This is a genomic window from Xanthomonas translucens pv. cerealis, from assembly GCF_006838285.1.
Classification (GTDB): domain Bacteria; phylum Pseudomonadota; class Gammaproteobacteria; order Xanthomonadales; family Xanthomonadaceae; genus Xanthomonas_A; species Xanthomonas_A cerealis.
Genome location: NZ_CP038228.1, coordinates 945,013 through 971,075, shown reverse-complemented (window position 1 = coordinate 971,075; position 26,063 = coordinate 945,013). Strand labels below are relative to the sequence as shown.

Annotated in this window: 20 protein-coding genes and 1 pseudogene; 11 read left to right on the top strand and 10 right to left on the bottom strand. The window is 69.2% G+C overall.

The genetic code is table 11. The annotated features are described in order from the left end of the window. The 3 genes from E4A48_RS04270 to E4A48_RS04260 are packed head-to-tail and all read right to left on the bottom strand — an operon-like array spanning window position 1 to window position 3,123. Window positions 1-1,170: an efflux RND transporter periplasmic adaptor subunit gene (locus E4A48_RS04270; protein WP_058196214.1), complete on the bottom strand. Its 1,170-nt coding sequence runs from the start codon at window positions 1,168-1,170 to the stop codon at window positions 1-3. Between the two features lie 10 nt (window positions 1,171-1,180). After that, the gene (locus tag E4A48_RS04265) at window positions 1,181-2,665 is read right to left on the bottom strand and encodes an efflux transporter outer membrane subunit (RefSeq protein WP_142741940.1); all 1,485 of its coding nucleotides are present in this window, start codon (window positions 2,663-2,665) and stop codon (window positions 1,181-1,183) included. Window positions 2,666-2,673: 8 nt separating this feature from the next. Next, window positions 2,674-3,123, bottom strand: coding sequence for a MarR family winged helix-turn-helix transcriptional regulator (locus tag E4A48_RS04260; RefSeq protein WP_039005316.1), 450 nt, complete (start codon window positions 3,121-3,123; stop codon window positions 2,674-2,676). Window positions 3,124-3,311: 188 nt separating this feature from the next. On the opposite strand from E4A48_RS04260, the pseudogene E4A48_RS21550 reads away from it, so the two are divergent. Together E4A48_RS21550 and parC are read left to right on the top strand one after the other, a co-directional pair. Continuing rightward, window positions 3,312-3,476 (top strand): annotated as a pseudogene (locus E4A48_RS21550) (AraC family transcriptional regulator); the annotation flags it as partial. Between the two features lie 82 nt (window positions 3,477-3,558). Then, window positions 3,559-5,802: a DNA topoisomerase IV subunit A gene (parC, locus tag E4A48_RS04255; protein ID WP_142741939.1), complete on the top strand. Its 2,244-nt coding sequence runs from the start codon at window positions 3,559-3,561 to the stop codon at window positions 5,800-5,802. Window positions 5,803-5,925: 123 nt separating this feature from the next. On the opposite strand, the gene bfr is transcribed toward parC, so the two are convergent. Then, entirely contained in the window at window positions 5,926-6,405 is a 480-nt protein-coding gene (bfr, locus tag E4A48_RS04250) for a bacterioferritin (protein ID WP_039005319.1), read from the bottom strand. Between the two features lie 210 nt (window positions 6,406-6,615). Between bfr and E4A48_RS04245 the strand changes: the two genes are divergently transcribed. After that, window positions 6,616-8,991, top strand: coding sequence for a penicillin acylase family protein (locus E4A48_RS04245; RefSeq protein WP_142741938.1), 2,376 nt, complete (start codon window positions 6,616-6,618; stop codon window positions 8,989-8,991). Window positions 8,992-9,104: 113 nt separating this feature from the next. Further along, complete coding sequence (locus E4A48_RS04240; RefSeq protein WP_039005321.1) at window positions 9,105-10,139, top strand: right-handed parallel beta-helix repeat-containing protein; 1,035 nt, start codon at window positions 9,105-9,107, stop codon at window positions 10,137-10,139. Window positions 10,140-10,269: 130 nt separating this feature from the next. Here E4A48_RS04240 and asnB read toward each other — a convergent pair whose 3' ends face one another. Further along, a complete protein-coding gene (gene asnB / locus E4A48_RS04235) occupies window positions 10,270-11,964 on the bottom strand; it encodes an asparagine synthase B (RefSeq protein ID WP_039005322.1) in 1,695 nt (564 codons plus the stop codon). 562 nt (window positions 11,965-12,526) lie between these two features. Between asnB and E4A48_RS04230 the strand changes: the two genes are divergently transcribed. Continuing rightward, the gene (locus E4A48_RS04230; protein ID WP_039005324.1) at window positions 12,527-13,732 is read left to right on the top strand and encodes an aldose 1-epimerase family protein; all 1,206 of its coding nucleotides are present in this window, start codon (window positions 12,527-12,529) and stop codon (window positions 13,730-13,732) included. A 42-nt stretch (window positions 13,733-13,774) separates the two neighbouring features. Here the strand turns inward: E4A48_RS04230 and dapE are convergent, their stop codons facing one another. The 5 genes from dapE to map all read right to left on the bottom strand — a co-directional run bounded on the left by dapE (window position 13,775) and on the right by map (window position 20,042). After that, on the bottom strand, window positions 13,775-14,902 hold the full coding sequence (dapE, locus tag E4A48_RS04225; RefSeq protein WP_039005326.1) for a succinyl-diaminopimelate desuccinylase: 1,128 nt from the start codon (window positions 14,900-14,902) through the stop codon (window positions 13,775-13,777). A gap of 157 nt (window positions 14,903-15,059) precedes the next feature. Then, a complete protein-coding gene (locus E4A48_RS04220; RefSeq protein WP_039005328.1) occupies window positions 15,060-15,416 on the bottom strand; it encodes an arsenate reductase in 357 nt (118 codons plus the stop codon). Window positions 15,417-15,622: 206 nt separating this feature from the next. Further along, the gene (gene dapD, locus E4A48_RS04215) at window positions 15,623-16,630 is read right to left on the bottom strand and encodes a 2,3,4,5-tetrahydropyridine-2,6-dicarboxylate N-succinyltransferase (RefSeq protein ID WP_058196218.1); all 1,008 of its coding nucleotides are present in this window, start codon (window positions 16,628-16,630) and stop codon (window positions 15,623-15,625) included. Beyond that, window positions 16,630-19,236 carry a [protein-PII] uridylyltransferase gene (locus tag E4A48_RS04210; RefSeq protein WP_039008790.1) on the bottom strand — a complete coding sequence of 869 codons (2,607 nt, stop codon included), beginning with the start codon at window positions 19,234-19,236 and terminating at the stop codon, window positions 16,630-16,632. The genes dapD and E4A48_RS04210 overlap by 1 nt, the downstream gene beginning before the upstream one ends. Before the next feature lie 29 nt (window positions 19,237-19,265). Further along, window positions 19,266-20,042: a type I methionyl aminopeptidase gene (gene map, locus E4A48_RS04205; protein ID WP_039005331.1), complete on the bottom strand. Its 777-nt coding sequence runs from the start codon at window positions 20,040-20,042 to the stop codon at window positions 19,266-19,268. A gap of 226 nt (window positions 20,043-20,268) precedes the next feature. Here map and E4A48_RS04200 point away from each other — a divergent pair, with 226 nt between their 5' ends. The 6 genes from E4A48_RS04200 (at window position 20,269) to E4A48_RS04175 (ending at window position 25,957) form a co-directional block, all read left to right on the top strand. Continuing rightward, the gene (locus E4A48_RS04200) at window positions 20,269-20,772 is read left to right on the top strand and encodes a Csu type fimbrial protein (RefSeq protein ID WP_003467162.1); all 504 of its coding nucleotides are present in this window, start codon (window positions 20,269-20,271) and stop codon (window positions 20,770-20,772) included. 12 nt (window positions 20,773-20,784) lie between these two features. Then, window positions 20,785-21,522 carry a fimbrial biogenesis chaperone gene (locus tag E4A48_RS04195; protein ID WP_142741937.1) on the top strand — a complete coding sequence of 246 codons (738 nt, stop codon included), beginning with the start codon at window positions 20,785-20,787 and terminating at the stop codon, window positions 21,520-21,522. After that, a complete protein-coding gene (locus tag E4A48_RS04190) occupies window positions 21,476-23,836 on the top strand; it encodes a fimbria/pilus outer membrane usher protein (protein ID WP_235426682.1) in 2,361 nt (786 codons plus the stop codon). Before E4A48_RS04195 ends, E4A48_RS04190 begins: the two co-directional genes overlap by 47 nt. Continuing rightward, the gene (locus tag E4A48_RS04185) at window positions 23,833-24,840 is read left to right on the top strand and encodes a Csu type fimbrial protein (RefSeq protein ID WP_142741936.1); all 1,008 of its coding nucleotides are present in this window, start codon (window positions 23,833-23,835) and stop codon (window positions 24,838-24,840) included. The genes E4A48_RS04190 and E4A48_RS04185 overlap by 4 nt, the downstream gene beginning before the upstream one ends. A gap of 79 nt (window positions 24,841-24,919) precedes the next feature. Next, the gene (locus tag E4A48_RS04180; RefSeq protein ID WP_039005334.1) at window positions 24,920-25,243 is read left to right on the top strand and encodes a Csu type fimbrial protein; all 324 of its coding nucleotides are present in this window, start codon (window positions 24,920-24,922) and stop codon (window positions 25,241-25,243) included. Further along, window positions 25,244-25,957, top strand: a complete 714-nt coding sequence (locus tag E4A48_RS04175) for a fimbrial biogenesis chaperone (protein ID WP_058361325.1) — start codon at window positions 25,244-25,246, stop codon at window positions 25,955-25,957. Window positions 25,958-26,063: the final 106 nt, after the last annotated feature.

Sequence of the window (26,063 nt, the reverse complement as noted above, 5' to 3'; positions counted from 1 at the left end):
TCAGTTCGCCTTGGCGGCGTCGGGCAGGTTGGCGTGGATGATCTGCGCGATGGTCGCGTCGGCCTGGCCCAGCTGCTGCGCATAGACGTCGGTGTCCAGCAGCGTGCCGGTGGCGAACTTGCTCGGCAGTACGCCGCCGCCCTGCTGGTGCAGGTTCACGTCCACCTTCATCGACAGACCGATGCGCAGCGGATTCTGCGCCAGTTGCTCGGCATCGATGGCGATGCGTACCGGCACGCGCTGCACGATCTTGATCCAGTTGCCGCTGGCGTTCTGCGCCGGCAGCAGCGAGAACGCGCTGCCGGTGCCCAGGCCCAGACTCTGCACCGTGCCTCGGTAGCGCACCGCACCGCCGTACAGGTCCGACTGCAGTTCTACCGGCTGGCCCAGGCGCATGTGCTTGAGCTGGGTTTCCTTGAAGTTGGCTTCCACCCACACCTGCTCCAGCGGCACCACCGCCATCAGCGCGGTGCCGGGCTGCACGCGCTGCCCGACCTGCACCGAACGTCGCGCGACGTAGCCGGAGACCGGCGCGACGATCGCGCTGCGGGCGTTGTTGAGGAACGCCTGACGCACCTGCGCGGCAGCGGCCTGCACGTCGGGCTGGCTGGCCACGCCGTTGTCGTCGATCAGCGCGCGGTTGCGCTCCACCGTCTCGCGCGAACCGCTGACCGCGGCCTCGGCGGCGGCCAGCTGGTCGCGCGCATGCGCCAGTTCCTCGCTGGAAATCGCCCCGGTGGCGACCAGGCTGCTGCGCCGGGCGACGTCGGCACGGGCGCGCTGCAGGGTCACCTGCTGCGCCGACAGTTCGGCCTGCGCGCCTTCGACGCTGCGGAACAGGCCGCGCACCTGGCGCACGGTGCGCGCCAGATTGGCCTCGGCCTGCTGCAGCGCGACCTGGGTGTCGGCCGGGTCGAGCTTGATCAGCAACTGGCCGCGCTCCACGCGCATGCCGTCGTCGGCGCCGATGCTGACCACGGTGCCGGCCACCATCGGCGTGATCTGCACCAGGTTGCCCTGCACGTAGGCGTCGTCGGTGTCTTCGTGCCAGCGGCCGGAGACGAAGTACCAGATCGCCAGCGCGATCAGCACCAGCACCACCAGCACGGCCAGGCCGCGCAACAGCTGGCCGCGCCGGCTGGGGGAATCGGGAGTCGTTGTCTGGTTCATTGCAGCGGTCTCAGGAATGCGTGGAAGCGGAAGAGGTCGACGGCGCGTCGGCGGCGGGAGTGGCTTCGTAGCCGCCGCCCAGCGCCTGGTTCAGGCGCACCGAGACCAGGATCTGGTTGGACTGCAGCGAGGCCAGGCGCTGCTGCGCCTCGAGCAACTGTTGCTGCACGCTCAACACGTCCAGGTAGTTGCCGATACCGGCGCGGTAGCGCTGCTGCGCCAGGTCGAAGGCGGCCTGCGCGGTGCTGACCGCCTGTGCCTGCTGCTGCGCCTGCTGCGCCAGCGAACGCGCCGCGCTGACCTGGTCGGCGACCTCGCGCAGCGCCGCCACCAGCGCCTGGTTGTAGCTGGCCACCGCGAGATCGTAGTGCGCGTCGCGCTCGGCCAGCTGGCTGCGCAGGCGTCCGCTGTCGAACAACGGCAGGCTCACGCTCGGCGCGAACACGCCGAGCAAGGCATCGCCCTTGAACAGGTCGGCGGCATTGGCCGCGGCCACGCCGCCCAGCGCGAGCAGGTTGATGCTCGGATAGAACTGCGCCTTGTCCGCGCCGATACGTTGCGAGGCGGCCTCGACCCGCCAGCGCGCGGCGACCACGTCGGGGCGGCGCCCGAGCAGGTCGCTGGGCAGCACCGACGGCAGTTGCACCACGCCGGGATCCAGCCGCCGCGGCCGCTCGATCTGCAGGCCGCGATCCGGGCCGCGGCCCAGCAAGGCCGCCAACGCGGTCCGCGCCGCGTCGATCTGCTGCTGCGCGGCCTGTTGCTGCTGGCGTGCCGCCGGTACTCGCGCTTCGGCCTGGCGCAGTTGCAGGTTGCTGTCGATGCCGGCGTCGCGGCGCTGCCGCACCAGCTTCAGGCTGTTGTCCGAGCGCGCCAGTTCTTCGCCAGCCAGGTCGTACAGGCGCCAGGCGTAGCCGAGCTGCATGTAGGCGCGAGCCACACCGGCCGACAGATCCAGGCGCGCTGCCTGGGCATCGACCTGCGCCGCATGCGCCTGGTCCACCGCCGCTTCCCAGGCAGCGCGCTTGCCGCCCCACAGGTCGAAGCCGTAGCTGAAATCCATCACCGCCTGCTCGGCATGGATGTACTTGCCGCCGATCTCGTCGCCGGCCAGCCCCTTGGGCAACTGCAGGCCCGTATAGCCGGCCGACAGCGACAGCTTGGCGCCGCGGTCGGCATTGGCCGCACCGGCCTGGGCCTGGGCCAGGCGCAGCCGCGCGTCGGCCGCGTCCAGGTTCGGCGTGCCCTGCAGCGCCTCGGCGATCAGCGCGTCGAGCTGCGGGTCGCCCAGCGCCTTCCACCAGTCCTGCTGCGGCCAGGCAGCCGGCGCCAGCTGGCCGGCGGCCAGGGTCTTGCCGGCCTGCAGTTGCCGGTCGGCGTCGAGCCGGCGGCCCTGCGGTTCCAGGCCACGGCTGCTGGCGCAGGCGGCCAGCGCCAGGGTGAGGGCCGCGGCCGCGAACGGGCGCAGGCGATGGGACGAAGCGGAGAGGTTCATAAGCGGAGTCATGGCGAATTGAGGGAGTCGCGGACGCGCGTCAACAAGGACGTGAGGTGGTCGCGCTCGTCGGCGGAGAGATCGCGCAAGGCGCTGGAGATGGCGTCGTCGCCGCGTTGCTTGAGTTGCTTCCACAGCGCGCGGCCCTCGTCGGTCAACACGATCTGCAGCGCGCGGCGGTCCTGCGCATGCGCTTCACGGCGCACCCAGCCCAGGTCCTGGAGCTTGTCCAGCAGGCGGGTAACCGCGCTGGGGTTCTGGTCGATGGCCTGGGCCAACTCGTTGGCGGTGCATGGCGACATGTATGCCAGCGCCTTCATGCCGATGTAGTGGCTGAAGCCCAGGCCGAGCTCGAGTTCGGCCATGGAATCGTCCAGGCGGCGCATCAGCCCGTCTCGGACCTGCCGCAGCAGCAGGCCGAACGACGGCGGACCGGGATGGGAGGGAGCGCAGTTCATGGACGTCAATTATTTTCATTTGGAAATATATGTCAAGAAAATATCGCAAAAATAAGTAAATGCTGTGTTGCAGCCGTGCAACGCTGGCGTGCAGCCACGTTCCCTGAACGCGGACCAACAGCGGAGATCTGCGCGATGCTGCTGAACGCACTGCGCCAGGCGCCGCTCGAGCGCCGATCCACAGCGAGCGCCTGCCGCGGATCACCGCGCAATTGCTAGCCCCCACCTTTGCCGATGGCCGCTTCCCGGCGCAGTGGGCACAGTGGGCGGAGCTGTCGCCGCGCAGCTTGAGCCGGCATTTGCGCGAGCAGACCGGGCTCAGCTTCGCCAGCGGGCGGCATTACGCGCGGCTTGGCATCGCCGGCCGCATCCGGATAATCGACCGGCTGACCTGCGGCGTCCGCCGCCGCGTTCCCCTACAGGTATTCCCCGCGCATGACCGATCTCGCCCGCCCCGCCTTCCATGGTTTTGAACAGCTGCCGCTGCGCGAATACGCCGAACGCGCCTACCTCGACTACTCCATGTACGTGGTGCTGGACCGCGCCCTGCCGTTCCTCGGCGACGGCCTGAAACCGGTACAGCGGCGCATCATCTACGCGATGAGCGAGCTGGGCCTGAATGCCGGGGCCAAGCCGAAGAAGTCCGCGCGCACCGTCGGCGACGTGATCGGCAAGTACCACCCGCATGGCGACAGCGCCTGCTACGAGGCGCTGGTGCTGATGGCGCAGCCGTTCTCCTACCGCTACCCGCTGATCGAGGGCCAGGGCAACTTCGGCTCCACCGACGACCCGAAGTCGTTCGCGGCGATGCGCTACACCGAATCCAAGCTGACCCCGATCGCCGAAGTGCTGCTCGGCGAGCTCGGCCAGGGCACGGTGGACTGGTCGCCGAACTTCGACGGCACCATGGACGAGCCGACCTGGATGCCTGCGCGGCTGCCGCACCTGCTGCTCAACGGCACCACCGGCATCGCCGTGGGCATGGCCACCGACGTGCCGCCGCACAACCTCAACGAGATCGTCAGCGCGCTGATCCGCCTGCTCGACGATCCCAACGCCAGCGTCGCCGACCTGTGCGAACACGTGCGCGGCCCGGATTACCCGACCACCGCCGAGATCATCACCCCCGCCGCCGACCTGCGCGCGATCTACGAGACCGGCCACGGCAGCGTGCGTGCGCGCGCCACGTTCCAGAAGGAACACGCCAACATCGTGATCACCGCGCTGCCCTACCAGGTGTCGCCGTCGAAGGTGATCGAGCAGATCGCGCAGCAGATGCGCGCCAAGAAGCTGCCGTGGCTGGAAGACATCCGCGACGAGTCCGACCACGCCAATCCGGTGCGGGTGGTGCTGGTGCCGCGCTCCAACCGGGTCGACGCCGAGCAACTGATGGGCCACCTGTTCGTGACCACCGACCTGGAGCGCAGCTACCGGGTCAACCTCAACGTGATCGGCCTGGATGGCCGCCCGCAGGTCAAGAACCTCAAGACCCTGCTGGAGGAATGGCTGCGCTTCCGCAGCGACACCGTGGTGCGCCGGCTCAACCATCGCCTGGAGAAGGTCGAGCGCCGCCTGCACCTGTTGGAAGGCCTGCTGGTCGCATTCCTCAACCTGGACGAAGTGATCCGCATCATCCGCAGCGAGGACGAGCCCAAGCCGGCGCTGATCGCACGCTTCGCGCTCAGCGAGGACCAGGCCGACTACATCCTGGAAACCCGCCTGCGCCAGCTGGCGCGACTGGAGGAGATGAAGATCCGCGGCGAGCAGGACGCGCTGGCCAAGGAGCGCGAACAGCTGCTGGCGGTGCTGGCCAGCAAGACCAGGCTGAAGAAGATGATCAAGGACGAGCTGGTCGCCGACGCAAAGAAATTCGGCGACGCGCGGCGCTCGCCGCTGGTACAGCGCGGCGCGGCGCAGGCGATCGACGAGACCGAGCTGGTGCCGAGCGAGCCGATGACCATCGTGATGTCGGAAAAAGGCTGGATCCGCGCGGCCAAGGGCCACGACGTGGACCCGGCCGGCCTGTCCTACCGCGACGGCGACAGCCTATTGGCCGCGGTGCGCGGGCGCAGCACGCAGCAGGTTGCGTTCCTGGATTCGGAAGGCCGCGCCTACTCCACGCTGGCGCATTCGCTGCCCTCGGCGCGCGGCAACGGCGAGCCGCTGACCGGGCGTTTCTCTCCCGCGTCCGGCGCCTCGTTCCAGGCCATGGCCAGCGGCGAGAACGACAGCCGGCTGGTGCTGGCGTCCTCGCACGGCTACGGCTTCGTCACCCGTTTCGAGAACCTGACCAGCCGCAACAAGGCCGGCAAGGCGATGCTCAACCTGACCCCGAACGCCAAGGTGCTGCCGCCGGCCTCGGTGAGCAACGCCGGCACCGACCGCATCGTCGCGGTGACCAGCGCCGGCCATCTGCTGGCGTTCCCGATCGCCGACCTGCCCGAGTTGGACAAGGGCAAGGGCAACAAGATCATCGACATCCCCAAGGCCAAGCTCGGCACCGAGCGGGTGGTGGCGATCGCCGCGGTCGCGGCGGGCAACACGCTGCTGGTGAAAAGCGGGCAGCGCACCATGTCGCTGTCGTTCAAGGACCTGGACGCCTACCTCGGCGTGCGCGCCAGCCGCGGCGGACTACTGCCGCGCGGGTGGCAGAAGGTGGATGATCTGGCGGTGGAGTGAGGAGAAGCCGGGACCAGGGACCCGGCAAAGCACTGATCGGCCATGCGTGGCGGATTCTCTGCATGAGCAAACTTCGCGCTGCTCAAACGCCTTGCTCTTCCGGGTCCCTGGTCCCCGTTGGCGTTACACCCCACTCCCACCGATCTTCGAAGTCTGATACAGCGCCATGCCCAGGCGCTTGATCAGGCCCAGCTGCTGCTCCAGCCACCAGGCGTGGTCTTCTTCGGTGTCCTGCAGCTGCTTGAGCAGGATGTCGCGGCTTACGTAGTCGCCGTGCTGCTCGCACAGTTTCATGCCGGCGGCCAGGTTCGCGCGCACTTCGTATTCGACCTTCAGGTCTTTTTCCAGCATCTCTTCGACCGTGCGCCCGGGTTCGAACGCATGCGGGCGCATGTCCGGGTCGCCTTCCAGGAACAGGATGCGCCGCAGCAGCGCGTCGGCGTGCTCGGTCTCTTCTTCCATCTCGTGGTTGATACGCGTGTACAGCGCCTGCAGGCCCTGATCCTCATAGCGCCGCGAGTGGATGAAATACTGGTCGCGTGCGGCGAGTTCGCCGCGCAGCAACTCGATCAGGCATTGCACAACTTCAGGATGTCCCTTCATGGGGCAGGCTCCGTGTCAGCTAAGGCCGCCATAGTGCCCGAGCCGCGCGGCCCGCGTTCCAATCGGAATCATTAGCATCCCGATTCCATCGGCGCAGCGGCGCGGGCGAAGCTGACCACGCCCCAACCCCACGCGAGCGCAAGCCGGATGTACGCAAGAACGACACGCAGTCGCATCTAGAATCGAGGATTGGCCGGCGGAGATGCTTGTATGCAGAGCAAGTGGAAACGAAGGATGCTGTGGCTGGCGGCGCTGGCGATCGGCCTGGCGCTGGCGATGTGGCTGCTGCTGCGCGGCAGTCTGGCCACGCTCGACGGCAAGGCCGATCTGGACGGGCTGGCGGCGCCGGTGCAGATCCAGCGCGACGCGCTGGGCACGGTCACCATCGACGCCGGCAACGAGGCCGATGCGATGCGCGCGCTCGGCTACGTGCATGCGCAGGAACGCTACTTCCAGATGGACCTGATGCGCCGCGCCGCGGCAGGCGAACTGTCGGAGCTGGTCGGCAAGGCCACGCTCGGGGTGGACAAGCAGCGGCGCATGCACCGCCTGCGCGCGCGCGCCGCCGCACAGTTGGCCAGCTTCGGCGGCAGCCATGCCGCGGCGCTGCAGGCCTACAGCGCCGGCGTCAACAACGGCCTGCACGCGCTGCGGGTGCGGCCGTGGCCCTACCTGCTGCTGGTCAAGGCGCCGCGCGACTGGCAAGCGGTGGACTCGGTGCTGGCCGGCGACGCGATGTATTTCGACCTGCAAGGCCGCCAGCTCGACCGCGAACTGTCGCTGTACCGCCTGCAACAGCACCTGCCGGCGCCGCTGTTCGCACTGCTGCGCCACGACGGCAGCAGTTGGGACGCGGCGCTGGACGCCGCGGCGCGCGGCGACGCCACGCTGCCCGACGCCAGCCAGGTCAATCTGCGCACGCTGCCCGATGCCCCGCGCGACGCCAGCACCGCGGACCACGTCGCAGCCGGCAGCAACAACTGGGCCATCGCTGGCAGCCGCAGTGCCGACGGCCGCGCCATCGTCGCCAACGACATGCATCTGCAGCTGGGCGCGCCCAGCCTGTGGTTCCGGGTGCGGCTGCGCTACGCCGACGCGCAGGCGCCCGGCGGCCGCGTGGACATCACCGGTTTTTCCTTGCCTGGCCTGCCGGCGGTGATCGTCGGCAGCAACGGCCACGTCGCCTGGGGCTTCACCAACAGCTACGCCGACACCAGCGACTGGTACCGCTTGACGCCGTGCGCGGCCACGCCGCAGCCCGGCTGCACCGCGGTCGTCCACCACCGCGAGCGGATCAAGGTGGCTGGCGGCCTGGATGTCGCGCTGGACGTGGAAGACACCGCGTACGGCCCGATCCTGCAACACGAGCCGGACGGCAGCGCACTGGCGCAACGCTGGGTGGCGCAGTTGCCCGGCGCGCTGAACCTGGGCCTGGCCGACCTGGCACGTGCCGATTCCCTCGCCAGCGCCTTCGCCAGCGCGCAGCGCATCGCCACGCCGGCGCAGAACATGCTGCTGGCCGACAGCGCCGGACATATCGGCTGGCGCGTGCTCGGCGCGCTGCCGCTGCGCGGACCCAACTGCGCCAGCGACGCATTGGTCCTCGACGTCAGCGCGGCGGTGCCGCCAGCGCAGCGCTGCGCGCCGTGGCCGGTCTCCAGCGCGCATTCGCCGCAACGCATCGATCCGGCCGATGGGCAACTGTGGAGCGCCAATGCGCGGATGGTCGGCGGCGAGGAGCTGGCACTGCTCGGCGACGGCGGCTACGCGCTGGGCGCGCGCGCGCAACAGATCCGCGACGACCTGCACCTGCATCCGCAACTGGACGAACGCCAGTTGCTGGCGATCCAGCTCGACGACCGCGCGGTACTGCTGCAACGCTGGTGGACGTTGCTGCAGCAACGCGACGCCGGCGCCGCCACGCCGGCGTTGCACGCGCTGGCGCAGGCCAGCAAGCACTGGGAAGGCCGCGCCAGTACCGATTCGGCGAGTTACCGGCTGGTACGCGCCTGGCGCCTGGCGCTGCTGAGCCGGATCCGCGACGGCCTGATCGCGCCGGCCCGCGCCGCGCTCGGAACCGATTACGCCATGCCGCCGTTGCCGCAGCTGGAAGCGGTGGCCTGGCCGATGCTGCAACAGCAGCCGCCGCATCTGCTGCCGCGCCGCTACGCCAGCTGGCAGGCCTTGCTGGAAGACGCCGCCACCGAAGTGCGCGACCAACCCGGCCAGGACGCGCCGTTGCCGCAGCGCCATTGGGGCGAGCAGAACATCGCCGCGGTCTGCCATCCGCTGGCGCGCTCGCTGCCGGGAGTGCTGCGGCGCTGGTTGTGCATGCCGACCGAGGCCTTGCCCGGCGACAACGACATGCCGCGGGTGCAGCGTCCGGACTTCGGCGCCTCCGAGCGCATGGTGGTCGCGCCCGGCCACGAGGCCGACGGCATCGCGCACATGCCCGGCGGCCAGAGCGAGCATCCGCTGTCGCCGTTCTGGGGGGCCGGCCACGACGACTGGGTGCAAGGCCGCGCCTCGCCGTTCCTGCCCGGCCCGGCCCGCTACACGCTCAGCTTACGGCCACCTGCGCGATAATCGGCGATTGCCGCGCCACCCGCACACGGCAACTGCACGCCATGTCGCCAGCTGCGCGGCGCCTGCGGCCGATCGCCGCGCCTGTCTCTCCCCCAAGCGGAGCCTGTCCCCCAATGAATTCCCGTCCCCTGCTCGCCCTGTTGTTGCCGCTCGCCACCTGTCTGACCAGCGGCTGCGCCACGGCCGCCGCACCCGCCGCCACCGACTGCAGCGTGCGCGCCGAACCAGGCGACGACCTGCAAGCCGCGGTCGATCGCGTGCCCAACGACGGCAAGCCGGCCACGGTGTGCCTGACCGCCGGCGATTTCCACGTGACCAAGCTGCTGTCGCTGCAGCGCGACGGCCTGCGCCTGCGCGGCCAGGGCGACGCCACCGTGCTGCGCATGCAGGACGGCGTGCAGCAGCCGGTCATCGTGGTCGGCGACTACCAGAACGAGCGCCCGCAGCGGCCGATCCGCGATGTCGTGGTCGAGCAGTTGCAGATCGTCGGCGGCGGTGCCGACAAGGAATTCATGCCCGAGCGCCCGTATCTGAGCAACAGCCTGGTGGTGGTGCGCGCCGGCCAGAACATCCGCCTGTCCAGGCTGCGCGTGAGCAAGTGCCGCAGCGCCTGCCTGCTCAGCGAATACGACAGCCGCGACCTGCTGATCGAGCGCAACGACGTCTCCGGCGCGACCTGGGATGGGGTGTCGTTCAACCGCACGTCCAAGGTCAAGCTGATCGACAACTACATCCACGACAACGTCGCCGCCGGCATCACCACCGAGCACCTGGAAGACAGCGAGATCCGCAACAACCGACTGGAGCGCAACGGCAGCCAGGGCGTGTACCTGGCCGATGCGCGGCGCAACCTGTTCGTCGGCAACCAATTCACCGGCAACAAGGGCTCCGGCATCTACCTGGCCTGCTCAATCCGCCAGCGTACCCCGGAGATCCTGTGCTGGGACAACAGCATGAGCCAGGACAACACCTTCGAGAACAACACCTTCCAGGGCAACCCCTACACCTACACGATCGGCGTGGACCGCGCCGCCAACTGCAGCGGTCCGGACTTCCGCCAGAACCTGTGGCACAAGAACAACCAGGCCGACGCCTCCGGCGTGGACATCCAGCCGGACCATTACGGGCGCTGCATGCGTTTCGAATAGGTGACGGGACGCGGGACCGGGGACCGGAAGAACGGAAGCCGGTAGAGCTTCAGATCGCGTTATCGGGCATTTCCGGGTCCCCGGTCCCTGGTCCCGATCCCACCGGCCATTGCCGGCGGGACGCGCCGGCTCACGAAGCCAAGGCTTGCTCGTGCACCCCGGCCACCGCACGCCCCGACGGGTCGGCGGCGTTGGCGAAGCTCGCATCCCAGGCGATCGCCGCCGGCGAGGAGCAGGCGATCGATTTGCCGCCGGGGACGGTTTCGGCCGCGGCCGGCGTGGGAAACGCACGCTCGAACAGCGTGCGGTAGTAATAGGCTTCCTTGGTCAGCGGCGGGTTGACCGGGAAACGCTTGTCGGCCGCGGCCAATTCGCGGTCGCTGACCTGCGTCTCGGCATGCGCCTTCAACCCATCGATCCAGCCGTAGCCGACGCCGTCGCTGAATTGCTCCTTCTGCCGCCACAAAATCGAATCGGGCAGATAGCCTTCGAACGCCTCGCGCAGCACGCCTTTTTCCATGCGGATCGCGCCACTGCTGGTCTTGTCGATCATCTTGTACTGCGCGTCCATGCGCATCGCCACGTCCAGGAACTCCACGTCCAGGAACGGCACCCGCGGCTCCACGCCCCAGGCCATCATCGACTTGTTGGCGCGCAGGCAATCGTAGTTGTACAGCGCGTCGAGCTTGCGGATCAGTTCCTCGTGGAATTCGCGCGCGTTCGGCGCCTTGTGAAAATACAGATAGCCGCCGAAGATCTCGTCGCTGCCCTCGCCGGACAGCACCATCTTCACCCCCATCGCCTTGATCCGCCGCGCCAGCAGGAACATCGGCGTGGAGGCGCGGATGGTGGTGACGTCGTAGGTCTCGATGTGCCGAATCACGTCCGGCAACGCGTCCAGGCCTTCCTCGAAGGTGTATTCGAAGCCGTGGTGCACGGTGCCCAGCGACTGCGCGGCGATCGCCGCAGCGGCCAGGTCGGGCGAGCCCTTCAGGCCGATCGCGAACGAATGCAGGCGCGGCCACCAGGCCTCGGCCTCGTCGTTGTCCTCGATGCGCTTGCGCGCGAAACGCGCCGCCACCGCCGCCACCAGCGACGAATCCAGGCCGCCGGACAGCAGCACGCCGTACGGCACGTCGGTCATCAGCTGGCGGTGCACGGCGCGCTCGAACGCCTCGCGCAGCTCTTGCTTGCTCACCTGCACGCCCTGCACCGCGGCGTAGTCGCGCCACGGTTTGCGGTAGTACTGCTGCAGTTCGCCGCTGGCGCTGTCGTAGTAATGGCCCGGCGGGAACTGGGCGACGTCGGCACAGCTGTCGACCAGCGACTTCATCTCCGAGGCCACGCGCAGCCGGCCGTGCGTGTCGTGGCCCCAGTATAGCGGGCACACGCCCATCGGGTCGCGCGCGATCAGCACGCGCCCGGCGGCCTTGTCCCACAGGGCGAAGGCGAAGATGCCGTTGAGCCGGTCGAGCAGCGCGGCCGGCGTCTGCTCGCGGTACAGCGCATTGATCACCTCGCAATCCGAGCCGGTCTGGAACGTATACGGCTGGGTCAGCTGCGTCTTCAGTTCGCGGTGGTTGTAGATCTCGCCGTTGACCGCCAGCGCCAGTTGCCCGTCTTCGGACAGCAACGGCTGCGAGCCGCCGGCCGGATCGACGATGGCCAGACGCTCATGCACCAGGATCGCGCCGTCGTCGACATACACGCCGCTCCAGTCCGGACCGCGATGGCGCTGCCGCTGCGAGCAGTCCAGCGCCTGCCTGCGCAGCGCCTGCAGGTCGTCGCCGGGTTGCAGGCCGAAGATGCCGAAGATCGAACACATGGAAAAGCTCCTGGATGGTGTGTGGGGGTAGCAGGTCGTTGCGGCGATGGTCTGCAGCGGTTGCCGGCCGGCACCGCGCTGCGGCGAAAGATTTCACGCATAAAAAAACCCGCATCGGCCGATGCGGGTTTTCTGGAGACTGGCGTGGTGTTTCGGTAGCGCCTAGTCGCAGACCCGCATCGGCCGCGCACGATTATTCGCCAGCGCATTATTGCGGCCGTTGGCGATGATCGGGCTGGGGGCTGAGATTGAGATCATGCGGCGAACGTAACCCGGCCGGCGCAATGGCGCAACTGTTTCAAGGGCAACGATGAACGCCCGCCCGGCTGCACAGCGGCGACCGAGGCAGGAGCAGCGCCGACGCGCGGTGCATGCCGTAGCCAATGCAGCGAGCGCATGGGGTTCGCAGCAACTGGCGGCACTGCGCTTGCTAGACTCGCGCACGCCGTTTTGCGGCAACCGGCAAGGCGCGTTCGCAACGTCGCGCCTGCTTGCCCTATCACGCCGTGGCCAAGGACCGTCGCGTTCCATGCCCCGGCCGCAACTCCAGAGTAGTCAATAGATGAAAACATGTCTGATCTGGGCAGCGGCGCTGCTGCTGCCCACCACGGCGGCGGCACGCAGCATCGTGTTGACCGACACGCAAGCCAACCAGGCGCAAGGCGACTGGCGCATCGACAGCCAGGCGCTGGGAATCCATGAGCACAACTTCAGCATCGAACAGAGCGTGCTGCACGGCGGCCGTCAGGAAGGCAGCAAGATCATCACCATCCGCAGCGAGGACGGCCTGGTCATCGTGCTGAGCCCGACCCGCGGCATGGGCCTGCTGCACGTCACCGGCAAGGGCGTACGCCTGGGCTGGGACTCCCCGGTGGACGAGGTGGTCAATCCGAATAGCATCACCCTGGAAAGCCGCAACGGCCTCGGCTGGCTGGAAGGCTTCAACGAGATGCTGGTGCGTTGCGGCTATGAATGGACCGGCCATCCGGTCACCGCGCAAGGCATGCTGTATACCCTGCATGGCCGCGCCGGCAATACGCCCGCCTCCAAGGTGATCGTGGACATCGACGAGCACGCGCCGTATGCGATCAGCGTGCGCGGGCTGCTCAAGGAGCGCAGCTTCAAGAAGTCGCAACTCGAAACCTGGACCGAATTGCGCTACGTCCCGGGCAGCAATGCGTTCACCATCCACGACGTGCTGAGCAACGCCGGCGACTATGCCCAGGACTACCAGATCATCTACCACAGCAACTTCGGGCGGCCGATTCTCGAACAAGGCGCACGCCTGCTGGCGCCGGCGCGGGAGGTGTCCCCGTTCAACGACTATGCCAAGGCCGGCCTGGACGCATGGCAACGCTACCAGGGGCCGACCCGCGGCTTCGACGAGCAGGTGTTCAACATCGCCCCCTATGCGGACAGCGCCGGCAAGACCTTGGCCGCCTTGGTCAATCGTGCCGGCGACAAGGGCGTGTCCATCGCCTTCGACACCCAGCAGTTGCCGGTGCTGACCTTGTGGAAAAACACCGATACCGAAAAAAAGGGATACGTCACCGGAATCGAACCTGGCACCAGCTATGCGTACCCGGTGACGGTCGAACGCGCGCAGGGCCGGGTGAAGCAGTTGCAGCCAGGACAGCATGCAGACTTTGAACTGACCTATACCCTGCTCGCCGATCGGGCGCAGGTGCGCGATGCGGAGCAGCGCGTAACGGCGATCCAGGGCGGCCGTGCGACCACCTTGACGCCGACGCCGATGGCCAAGGAATAGGCGCGGCCAAACGCAGGCGGGCGGCGCGGCCGCCCCAAGGGTTCACTGCAACAGCCGCTCCAGCAATGCCAGATACAACCCTGGCAGCGCCTCCAGGTCGGCGACGCGCACGTGCTCGTCCACCTGGTGGATGCTGGCGTTGACCGGACCGACCTCGATGCACTGCGCGCCGAGCGGCGCGATGAAGCGCGCGTCGGAGGTGCCGCCGCCGGTGCTCTCTTCCGGCGCCGCGCCGGCGAAGTCCCCCAGCACCGCGCGCGCGACGCTGCGCAGGCGCCCTTCCGGGGTGTAGAACGGCTCGCCGCTGCGGTGCCAGCGCAGCGTGTAGTCCAGGCCGTGGCGGTCGAGCAGCGCGGCGATCTCCGCTTCCAGCCGCGGCGCGTCCCAGTGCGGGTTGTAACGCAGGTTGAAGGCCACCTGCAGCTCGCCGGGAATCACATTGTTGGCGCCGGTGCCGGCGTGCAGGTTGGAGATCTGCAGGCTGGTCGGCGGGAAACTCTCGTAACCGTCGTCCCAATGCCGCGCGACCAGCTCCGCCAGGGCCGGTGCGGCCAGGTGGATCGGGTTGCGCGCCTTGTGCGGATACGCCACGTGGCCCTGCACGCCCTGCACCGCGAGCGTGGCCGACAGGCTGCCGCGGCGGCCGACCCGCAGCAGGTCGCCGAGCCGTTCGGTGGAGGACGGTTCGCCGGTGATGCACCAGTCGATGCGTTCGCCGCGCGCGCGGAAGCTCTCGGCGACCTTGCGCACGCCGTCCAGCGCGTCGCCTTCCTCGTCGGAGGTCAGCAGCAGCGCCAGCGTGCCGGGATGGTCCGGATGCGCGGCGGCGAACTGTTCGGCGGCGACCACGAACGCGGCCACCCCGCTCTTCATGTCGGCGGCGCCGCGGCCGTACAGCATGCCGTCGCGGATCTGCGGCACGAACGGATCGCTGGCCCAGGCCTCGCGCGGCCCAGGCGGTACCACGTCGGTATGGCCGAGCAGCGCCAGCACCGGCGCGCCTCTGCCATGCGTGGCCCACAGGTTGTCGACGTCGCCGAAGCGCAGCCGTTCGATGGCGAAACCGGCACGCGCCAGCCGCTGCGCGATCAGCGCCTGGCAGCCGGCGTCGTCGGGCGTCACCGACGGGCGGGCGATCAGTTCACAGGTGAGGTCAACAACGTCGGACATGGTGGGGAATCACGGTAGGGGCGGCTGCAGCCGCGACAGGAACGGAGGGGGCCAGGCATGCCGGCAACGGCGCTTGATCCGGGTTTCGATGAACTCCCGGGCGATACGGTCGCGACTGAAGCCGCTCGTGCCGGGAGCGAACAGCGGCGCCACCGGCTCAGCCCACGCCGAAGCGCTGCTTGAAGCCGTTGTCCGAGAAACCCTGGCTGAGCTGGCCGTCGTCGGTCATGAGCACCGGCCGCCGGATCAGTTGCGGGTATTCGCGCAGCAACAGTTTCCATTCGGCCTCGGAGCCGGGCGTCTTCTTGTTGTCGGGCAACTGCCGCCAGGTGGTCGAGGACTTGTTGACCAGCGTATCGAAACCGCCGGCCTTGCCGGCCCATTCGACCAGGGTCTCCGGGCTCGGCTTGTGTTCGCGGTAATCGACGAACGCATAGGCCACGCCGAAGCGGTCCAGCCACTTCGTCGCCTTCTTGCAGGTATCGCAGTTCTTCAATCCGTACAGCGTGGTCATCGGAATGTCCCATCAAGCGAATAAAGCCCCTCTCCCGTTGGGAGAGGGGTTGGGTGAGGGTACCGGCGAAGCATCGCTGCGGTGAACGCAGGTCGCACACCGACTTGCGCCACACATCGCGTCGCTACGCACGTACCCTCATCCGGCGCTGCGCGCCACCTTCCCCCGAAAAGGGGGCCATGGTCCCGGTGGGACAAGGAAATGCGTCAATCGGCCAGGCCACGCAGCAGGTCGTTGACGCTGGTCTTGCTGCGGGTCTTGGCATCGACCTGCTTGACGATCACCGCGCAGTACAGCGAATGCGAGCCGTCCTTGGACGGCAGCTGCCCGGACACCACCACGCTGTACGGCGGCACGTAGCCGTAGGAAATCTCGCCGGTGGCGCGGTTGTAGATGCGCGTGCTCTGGCCGATGAACACGCCCATGCCGATCACGCTGTGGTGGCCGACCACCACGCCTTCCACCACTTCCGAACGCGCGCCGACGAAGCAGTGGTCCTCGATGATGGTCGGGCCGGCCTGCAACGGCTCGAGCACGCCGCCGATGCCGGCGCCGCCGGACAGGTGGCAGTGCTTGCCGATCTGCGCGCACGAACCGACCGTGGCCCAGGTATCGACCATGCTGCCCTCGCCCACATGCGCGCCGATGTTGGTGAAACTCGGCATCAGCACCACGTCCTTGCCGAAGTAGCTGCCGCGCCGCGCGATCGCACCCGGCACCACGCGCACGCCGGCCTTGCGGAAGTCGGCCTCGTGGTAGCCGGCGAAGCGCGATTCGACCTTGTCCCAGAACGGCGCCGGCTGCGCCTCGACCACCGCCATTTCGTTGACCCGGAAGTACAGCAGCACCGCCTTCTTCAGCCATTCGTTGACCTTCCAGCCGCCATGCCCGTCGGGCTCGGCGACGCGGAACTCGCCCGCTTCCAGGCCGTCGATAACGCGCTTGACCACCGGCCGGGTCGAGCCTTCGATCTCGTCCAGGGTCAGCGCGGCGCGGCGCTCGAAGGCGCTGTCGATGGTGAACTTCAGTTCGTCGGTACTGGGGACGGCGGCGGGCTTGGCGCGCACGGTCATGGCCGGCGATTTCGGCGCGGCGCTGGGCTTGGACGCCGCGGCGGCGGCCGCCTTCTTGGCTGCGACCTTCTTGGCTGCGACCTTCTTCGCGGCGGTCTTGGCAGCAGGCTTCTTGGCGGCGGCAGGCTTCTTGGTGGCCATCAGCGGGATTCTCCAGGCGGGGTATCGGGATCCAGACAGGCCTGCAGTGCGGCGTGCAGCGCCTGGCGGGAGGAATCGGGCAACGGCAGATTGTGCTCGTCGGTGATCTGGAACACGTCCTCGGCGCGTTCGCCGAAGGTGGCGATGCGCGCATCGTGCACGCGCAGCTGCTGGCGGCGCAGTACCTGCGCCACGTTCGACAGCAGCCCCGGCCGGTCCGGCGCGACCAGGCTCAGGCGGGTGCGGCGGCCGTCCACGCTCTCGCGGAATTCGATGCGCGGGGCGAAGCGGAAATGGCGCAGCTGGCGCGGCACCACGCGCCGCGCCGGGCGCAGCCGGGTTAGGTCGCCGGACAGCGCCTCGCGCAATGCCGCCTCCAGCTGCGCGGTGTCGCCGCTGGCGAAGGCGTCGGCCGGCATCACCTCGAAGGTATCGAAGATCGCCTCGTGCGGGGCGTCGAGCACGCGCGCGCGGTGGATGCCGTAGCCGCGCCGGTCCAGGGTCATCACGATCGCGGCGAACAGGCCGTCGCGGTCGGGCGAGTAGACGAATACTTCCAACGCGTCGTCGTCGGGGGTCACCGGGCGCACCTTGACCAGGGTGCCGCCCAGCTCCACTTCCATCAGCGAACCCGCCTGCCAGGCGAGCTGTTCTGGTCGGAAGCGCAGGAAGCTCTCGTCCGGCATGCCGGCGAACTGGCGGTCGATGACCGCATCGTCGTGGCCCTGGATGTGCATCAGCGCGCGCGTGGCCTCGCGCGCCTCCTGCACCCGCTCGGCGACCGGCCGCGGATGCTCCAGGCCGTCGCGCAGCGCGCGCCGCGCGGCGAAGTACAGGTCGGCCAGCAACCGGTCCTTCCACGCGTTCCACAGCTTGGGGCTGGTACCGGCGATGTCGGCGCAGGTCAACAGGTACAGATAGTCCAGGCGCTCGCGGTCGCCGACCAGGGTGGCGAAGCGGTGGATCACGTCGGCATCGGAGATGTCCTGCTTCTGCGCGGTCACCGACATGCGCAGGTGCTGCTCGACCAGCCACACCACCAGGTCGGTATCGGCCGCGCTGAGGCCGTGGCCGGCGCAGAACGCGCGCGCATCCACCGCGCCGAGTTCGGAATGGTCGCCGCCGCGGCCCTTGGCGATGTCGTGGAACAGCCCGGCCAGCAGCAGCAACTCCGGCTTGCGCAGCCGCGGCCACACCTCGTGCGCGATCGAGAAACGATCGTCGGCGCGGGCGCTGGCGAACACCGCGATGTTCTTCAGCACCATCAGCGTGTGCTGGTCCACGGTGTACACATGGAACAGGTCGAACTGCATGCGCCCGGACACCTGCGCGAACGCCGGGATCCACTGACCCAGCACGCCCAGCCGCGCCATCCGGGTCAGCGTTTGCACCGCGCGCGGGCCGCGCAACAGGGCCAGGAAGCGCTCGCGCGCCAGCGCGCCGGCGCCGTCGTAGGCGGGCAGTTGCGGCAGCGCCTCGGCCAGCGCGCGCGCGGTCAGCGAATGCAGCCCGCGGACCTCGCCATGCGCGGCCCATGTCGCGAACAGCGCGAACACCTGCACCGGATCGGCCTGCGGCCAGGCTTCGGCATCGGCGGCCAGGTAGCCGCGGCGCAGCGAGAAGCCGGTGCCCAGCGGCTGCGGCTGCGCCTCGCCGTCGAACTGCTCCTCGAAGCGCTGCAGCAGGCGGTCGCTGAGCCGGCGCACGATCGCAGCGCTGCGGTAGAAGCGCTGCATCATCTTCTCCACGCCCAGGCTCTCGGCGTTGTCGGAGAAGCCCAGCCGCTGCGCCAGAGTCTTCTGGTAGTCGAAGCGCAGGCGCTCCTCCGGGCGATTGGCGACCAGGTGCAGCCCGTAGCGCAAGCGCGCCAGCTCGCGGCGCTCGCGGCGCAGCGCCGCGGCCTCGTCGCTGCCGACATGGCCGAGCCCGACCAGCGGCTCCAGGTCGCGCACGCCGAACGCGCGCAGGGCCATCCAGCCCAGCGTGTGCAGGTCGCGCAGGCCACCCGGCCCGTCCTTGATGTCCGGCTCCAGGTTGTCGGCGGTGTCGCCGAAACGCTGGTGGCGGGCCTGCAGTTCCTCGCGCTTGGACAGGAAGAATGCGCGCGGCGGCCACACCTGCTGCGGCGCGATCGCCGCGGCCAGCGCCGCCTTGGCGGCGGCGTCGGCAAACAGCGGGCGTGCCTCGATCAAGGCGGTCAGCACGGTCTGGTCGGCGCAGGCGGTGGTGCACTGCGCGGCCGAGCGCACCGCGTGGCTGACCGGCACGCCGGCATGCCAGAGCAGCGCGAACAGCCGCGCCAGCGCCTGTTCGTGCGCGCGTTGGCGCTCGGATTCGCCGAGCACCAGCAGGTCGATGTCCGAGCGCGGGAACAGCTCGCCGCGGCCATAGCCGCCGACCGCGTACAGCGCCAGCCCGGCATCGCGCGGCAGGCAGCGGTTCCAGGCATGCTTGATCAGTTGGTCCAGCGCGCGCGCGCGCAGCGCCAGCAAGCGGTCGATGTCGTCGCCCTGGTCGAAGCGCTTGCACAGCCGCGCGTCGGCCTGGGCCAGCAAGTGCCGCGCCGCGGCGGCCCACTCGGCATCGTCGGCGGCCGCGTCGGGCATGCCCGCATCGCTACCGGCCGGCAGCAGGCTCACGGCTCGCCGAGGCCGCCGGGCGACAGGGTCAGCACTTCCACGCCGTCCTCGGTGACCGCGATCATGTGCTCCCACTGTGCCGACAGCTTGCGGTCTTTGGTCACCACGGTCCAGCCGTCCGGCAGCACGCGGGTATAGCGCGAGCCTTCGTTGATCATCGGCTCGATGGTGAAGGTCATGCCCGGCTTCAGCAGCAGGCCTTCGCCGGGCCGGCCGTAGTGCAGCACCTGCGGCTCGTCGTGGTAGACCTTGCCGATGCCGTGGCCGCAGTACTCGCGCACCACGCTGAAACGCTCGCCTTCGGCGTACTGCTGAATCGCGTGGCCGACGTCGCCGAGCGTGGCGCCCGGCCGCACCGCGCGGATGCCGCGCCACATCGCCTCGTAGGTCGCCTCGACCAGCCGCCGCGCCATCACCGACGGCGTGCCGACGTAGTACATGCGGCTGGTGTCGCCGTGCCAGCCGTCCTTGATCACGGTGACGTCGATGTTGACGATGTCGCCATCCTTCAGGACCTTGCTGTCGCTGGGGATGCCGTGGCAGATCACGTTGTTCACCGAGCTGCAGACCGTCTTCGGGTAGCCGCGGTAGCCGACGTTGGCCGGCACCGCCTGCTGCACGTTGACGATGTGGTCGTGGCAGATGCGGTCCAGCTCGGCGGTGGTCGCGCCGGGCTTCACATGCGGCCCGACGATGTCGAGCACCTCGGCGGCCAGGCGGCCGGCGATGCGCATCTTCTCGATGTCCTGCGGAGTTTTCAGATTGACGGTCATGCCCGCCATTATCGCTCATTCGCGGCCTTCCTGAACGCGCCGCTTCGCACTGACGGTTTTTCGGCGCCGGGCCGGGATTCCGCCGCCTTCACAAATGACAACCGGGATAAGCGCTGAACCCATCACTTTCGAAATTTAGATGCCCATCCAGAACACTGCAGATTGGCCCGCACTTTGCATTGGGTTCGGCACCGACGGACTCCGTCATTCCGAAGAGCCTCACCCCATGCAAACTCTCCACAGTGCACTCGCCATCGCCGTGTTGCTGGCCGCCGGAACCGGCGTGGCATCCGCCCAGACCGACTCGCGCACCTTCAACGTCAAGATCGTGATCACCAGCGTCTGCGACATCCAGACCGCACCGACCGACGTCGATTTCGGCAGCGTCAACTCAACCCAGACTTCGATCAACAGCACCGGCACCTTGAACGTGCGCTGCACCTCGGGCACGCCGTACAACATCGCGCTCAACGCCGGCAGCGGCTCCGGCGCGACGGTGACCGCGCGCACCATGGGCAGCGCCGATGCGGGCAACACCGCGCGCGTGCCGTACGCCCTGTACCGCAACTCGGCGCGCACCCAGAACTGGGGCTCGACCATCGGCAGCGACACCCAGGCCGGCACAGGCAATGGTGCGGTACAACCCCTGGTCGTCTACGGCCAGGTCGCCAGCACCAATTATCCTGCCGGTTCCTATAGCGACGTCGTCACCGCCACTGTCACCTGGTAACCGGAGCGTTCCATGTCCCCGCGACCCTACTTCGCGCTGCGTTCGCCGATCGCCCTGGCCCTGTGGCTGGCGGCGATGCTGGCGGCGCAGGCCGCCAGTCTGCAGGTCGCGCCGACCTCCGTGCAGCTGACCGCGGAGGAGTCGGCGCAAGGCCTGTGGCTGAGCAACAGCGGCGACAAGCCGCTGCAGGCGCAGGTACGCGTGTTCCGCTGGCGTCAGCAGGACGGCGAGGACCGGCTCGACCCCAGCGACCGGATCGCGATCAGCCCGCCGATGCTGGAACTGGCGCCGCACTCGCGGCAACTGGTGCGCATCATCCGCCTGGACGCTGCGCCCAGGAGCACCGAGGACACCTATCGGGTGCTGGTCGACGAACTGCCGTCGCCCGACGCCACGGCCAGCGCATCCGGCCTGCAGTTCGTGCTGCGCTACTCGGTGCCGATCTTCGTCAAGCCGGCGGCCGCCGCCACGCCTGCGCTGCAGGCGCGGCTGATACGCGACGCCAGCGCGCCGGCCCTGGAAATCGTCAACAACGGCAGCGAACACGCGCAACTGGTGGACCTGCATTTCGTCGCCAGCGACGGCACCCGTGCCGCGATTGCCGACGGCCTGGCCGGCTACGTGCTACCCGGCCAACACAAGCGCTGGCCGCTCCCGCTTGCGCTCGCGCGTGCCGAAGGCACGTTCAAGGCAACGATCAACGGTGAACCCATTGCTCAATCGCTTGCGCTGGAAGCAAAGGCTCCTTGAGCTGCTGCTGGCGCTGTGGGCGAGCGCCGCACAACTTGCCGCCGCCCAGCCAAGCGGCCCACCGGTGGAACAGGAAACGCTGTACTTGGAAGTCACCCTCAACGAGACCCGCAAGCCAGGACTGTTCCGCTTCCAGCGCGACGGCGAACGCATGCAGGCCGATGCCGCCACGCTGCGCCAGATCGGCCTGCGCATCGATGCCGATGCCAACCCCAAGATCGCGCTGGAGAGCCTGGACGGGGTGCGCTACCGCTACGACGCCGGCCTGCAGCAGTTGGCGATCGATGCGCCGGTGGCGCTACTCGACGTGCCGCTGACCCGGATCGACGCGCAGGACGGCGGCCCGGCGCTGCCGGCGACCAGTTCGCCCGGCGCGTTGCTGGACTACGACCTGTACGCCAGCCGCCAGGGCAGCGCCAGCAATCTCACCGCGAGCGGCGAACTGCGCGCCTTCGGCCTGGGCGACGGCGTGCTCGGCCGCGGCATGTTCCGCCAATCCTTCGTCGGCCGCCTGTACCGCGAGCCGCAGCGCGACTGGCGCAGCCAGGCGATCCGCCTGGACACGCAGTGGTGGTGGTCGCTGCCCGAGAGCATGACCAGCGTAGTGGTCGGCGACACGCTGAGCAGCAGCACCAGCTGGAGCCGCACACTGCGTCTGGGCGGGATACGCGTGGGCCGCGATTTCGGCCTGCAGCCGTACCGCGTGACCACCCCGCTGCCGGAATTCCTCGGTGAAGTAACCGTGCCCTCAAGCGTGGACCTGTACGTCAACGGCATCCGCCAGTACGGCTCGGAGCTGCCGGCCGGGCCGTTCCAGCTGTCCGCCGCGCCCGGCGTGGACGGCGCCGGCAACGCGCAATTGGTCATCACCGACGCCTATGGCCGCAGCCGTTCGGTCGAATTTCCGTTCTACGCCACCCAGGACCTGCTGGCCGACGGCCTGGACGACTGGTCGCTGGCGCTGGGCCGGGTCCGCGAGGGCTACGGCAGCGAGGCCTTCGACTATGCCGGCGACACCGTCGCCAGCGCCAGCTGGCGCCGCGGCATCAGCGCCCGCTTCACCGCCGAGGCGCACGCCGAGGCCGGCGCCGGGGTGCGCAACGCCGGTGCCGGCGGCATCTGGCTGCTGCCGCGGGCCGGCGTGGTCGGCGCCTCGCTGGCGCACAGCCAGGGCGATGGCCGCAGCGGCCACCAGTACGCGCTCAGCTACCGCTGGAACAACGGCCGCTTCAACGTCTCCATGGACACCCAGCGCGCGCAGCCCGGCTATCGCGACGTGGCCTCGCAGTACGGCGCGCCGCCGCCGCGGATCAGCGAACGCGCGCTGGCCGGGGTCAGCTGGGAGCAGATCGGCAACGTGGCGCTGAGCTATGTGCGCCTGGCCTACCCGGACAGCGGCGACCTGCGCTACGCCAGCCTGTTCTGGACCCGGGCGCTGCCGTGGCAGTCCTCGCTCAATCTCAGCGTCAACCAGAATCTGGACCAGGCCAGCGACCGCAGCATGTACCTGGGCTGGTCGATCTCGCTCAGCGGCGCGCGCCAGGCGAGCATCGCCCTGCAGCGGGTCGGCGACCGTCTCAGCACCGCCGCCGACCTCAGCCGTTCGGCCGCCGCCGACGGCGGCAGCGGCTGGCGGCTGCAGGCGCGCAGCGGCGAGGACAGCGCCGGCGGCCTGGCCGAGGCCACCTGGCGCGGCGAGAACGCGCGCTATGCCGCCGGCCTGGCCAGCTACGGCGGCCAGACCTACGGCTATGCCGAGGCCTCCGGCGGCGTGGCCCGGATCGGCGGCGGCTGGTTCCCCGGCCGCGATCTCGACCAGGCCTTCGCCCTGGTCTCCACCGGCGGCGTCGCCGGCGTGCCGGTGCTGCTGGAAAACCGCCCGATCGGCGTCACCGACGCGCGCGGCTTCCTGATGGTCACCCCGCTGATGGGCTGGCAGCACAACCAGGTGTCGATCGATCCGATGCAGTTGCCGCCGCAGATGCGCCCGGAGCGCATCGACCAGATCGTGGTGCCGCGCGACCGCAGCGGCGTGGTGGTGGACTTCCCAATCCGCACCAGCAACGGCGTGCTGGTGCAGTTGCACGATGCGCAGGATCAGCCGCTGCCGGTCGGCAGCCGGGTACGAGGTCCCGGGATCGACGCGGTGGTCGGCTACGACGGCGAGGCCTACCTGGAAGGCCTGAAGACCGGCCGCAACGACCTGCAGGTGGAGATGACCGCAGGCCGGTGCCAGATGCGCATCGAGTACACACCGCAGCAGCGCCCGGCCCGCCTGGGACCGCTGCGCTGCAACGCGGAGCTGGCGCCATGAGCCGCGCCGCATGGGGCTGCGCCGCCCTGCTGGCGCTGCTGGCGCCGCTGCGCGCCAGCGCCGCCACCACCTGCACGGCGGCGACCACCGCGCTGGACTTCGGCACCCTCTCCACCAGCGCCGCCACCGACAGCAACGCGCAGATCACAGTCACCTGCCAGACCGGCGCGCTCAGCATCCTGGGCACGATCTACGTGCGCATGTGCCTGAACATCGGCGAGGGCGCGCAGGGCGGCGGCCTGGGCATCGCGCCGCGGCGCATGCTCAACCCGCTCAACGACAGCCTCGGCTTCCAGATGTACCGCGACAGCGCGCGCAGCCTGATCTGGGGCAGCGCGCTGAACGCCTCCACCCCGCTGCAGGTGGACCTGACCTATTCGTCGCTGCTGACTGGCGGCAGCGGCAGCGCCACCTACACCATTTATGGGCGCGTCCCGCTGCAGAGCGGCATCGCCACCGGGCTGTACCAGAACAACTTCAGCGGGGCATTCACCAACCTGCAGTACCGCTACTCCGAACCGCTGATCGGCACCCCACCGAGCATGCCCGCCTCCTGCACCACCGGCGGCACCGGCGGCGCCACCGCGGCGCAGTTCCCGTTCGTGAGTTCGGTCACCGCGGCGCCGGTCTGCACCATCGCCAGCATCGCCGACCTGGACTTCGGCAGCCAGTCCGGCCTTGTCGATACCGCGCTGAACTACACCACCGCGCTGAGCATGGACTGCCGCCGGCGCACCGCCTGGCAGGTCGGCCTGGACAACGGGCAGAACGCCAGCGGCAACATCCGGCGCATGCGCAACGCCGCCGGCCAGTACCTGACCTACGAGCTGTACCGCGACGCGGCACGCAGCCAACGGTGGGGCAGCACCCTGAACAGCGACACCCAGACTGGCACCGGCACCGGCAATACGCAGTCGCTGACCCTGTACGGCCGAGTGCCGGCCGGGCAGACCCCGCCCCCGGGCAGCTACAGCGACGTGGTCAAGGTGACGGTTACCTACTGAGGGCTAAACGCGGACGCGGACGCGGTAAAGTTGCCTCGCCGGACGCCGTTATCTGTCGCGTCCTCCTTGGAATGCCACCATGACCGCCAGGCCGTTCATGCAATCGCTGCTGCTCGCCAGTTTTTGTGCCGTCTGCGCGAGCGCGGCGGCGCAGATTCCCGGTGCGAACGAAAACACGGCGTTCCGGGTCGGCATCCGCCTGCTGGGTAGCTGCGAGATCGACACCGCCGGACGCAGCCAGCCAGGCGCGGCCGCCGCGCAGGTGGCCTGCAGCCGTCCGCTGCCCTACCAGGTCAGCATCGACGGCGCCGCCTCGCCCAACGCCGGTGCGCTGGCGCTGAGCCTGAGCTTGGCCAGTGGAGTGCAGCGCCAGGATGCGCGCTACGCCACGGTCGCGTTCTAAGTGGGCGGCCGCCATCGCGGACGCATCGCCGGCCTGTTGCTGGCGCTGTTGCCGAGCCTGGCCGCGGCCGCTGGCGTGCGCATCAGCCCGACCATCGTGCAGATGCCGCCCGGCGCGCAGACAGCCGAGATCTGGCTGAACAATACCCAGGACCGGCCCTGGCAGGCGCAGGCGCAGCTCTATCGCTGGCACCAGGCCGAAGGCATGGAGCAGTTGCAGCCGACCGACGAGGTCCAGGTCAGCCCGCGCCTGATCGACATCCCTGCGCAGGGGCGGCAACTGCTGCGGGTGGTGCGCATCGGTCCAGCCGCGACCGACAGCGAGCTCGCCTACCGCCTGGTGCTGGAAGAACGCCCGGCCCCGGACAACAGCCCTGCCGACCCGCGCCTGCTGCTGCGTTACTCCACGCCCGTGTTCCTGGTGCCGCCCGGTGCCGCGCCGGCCGCCGCGCTGAGCGTCAGCCTGGTCGCGGGTGCCTACGGCCATGAGTTGCAGGTGCGCAACCGCGGCAAGGCGCACGCGCGACTGATCGATCTGAGCTTCATCAGCGCCGACGGCCGCCAGCTGACTCTGTTCAGCAATCTGGCCGGCTATGTGTTGGCCGGGGAACAGAAGCGCTGGCAGCTCCCGGCCGAGGTCGGGGCCGCGCGCGGCGGCCATTTCGCCGCCCGCCTCGACAACCAGGCCGAGCTGCAGCCATTGCAGGCCGAATGACCCGGCCTGCCCGCATTTGCGCCGAAGGCCGCGGCTCGTTATAGTTCTGCGGCTGCGTTGCGCCCTCCGGGCCAGCACACCGTCCACGCCGGACGCACCGGCGAAT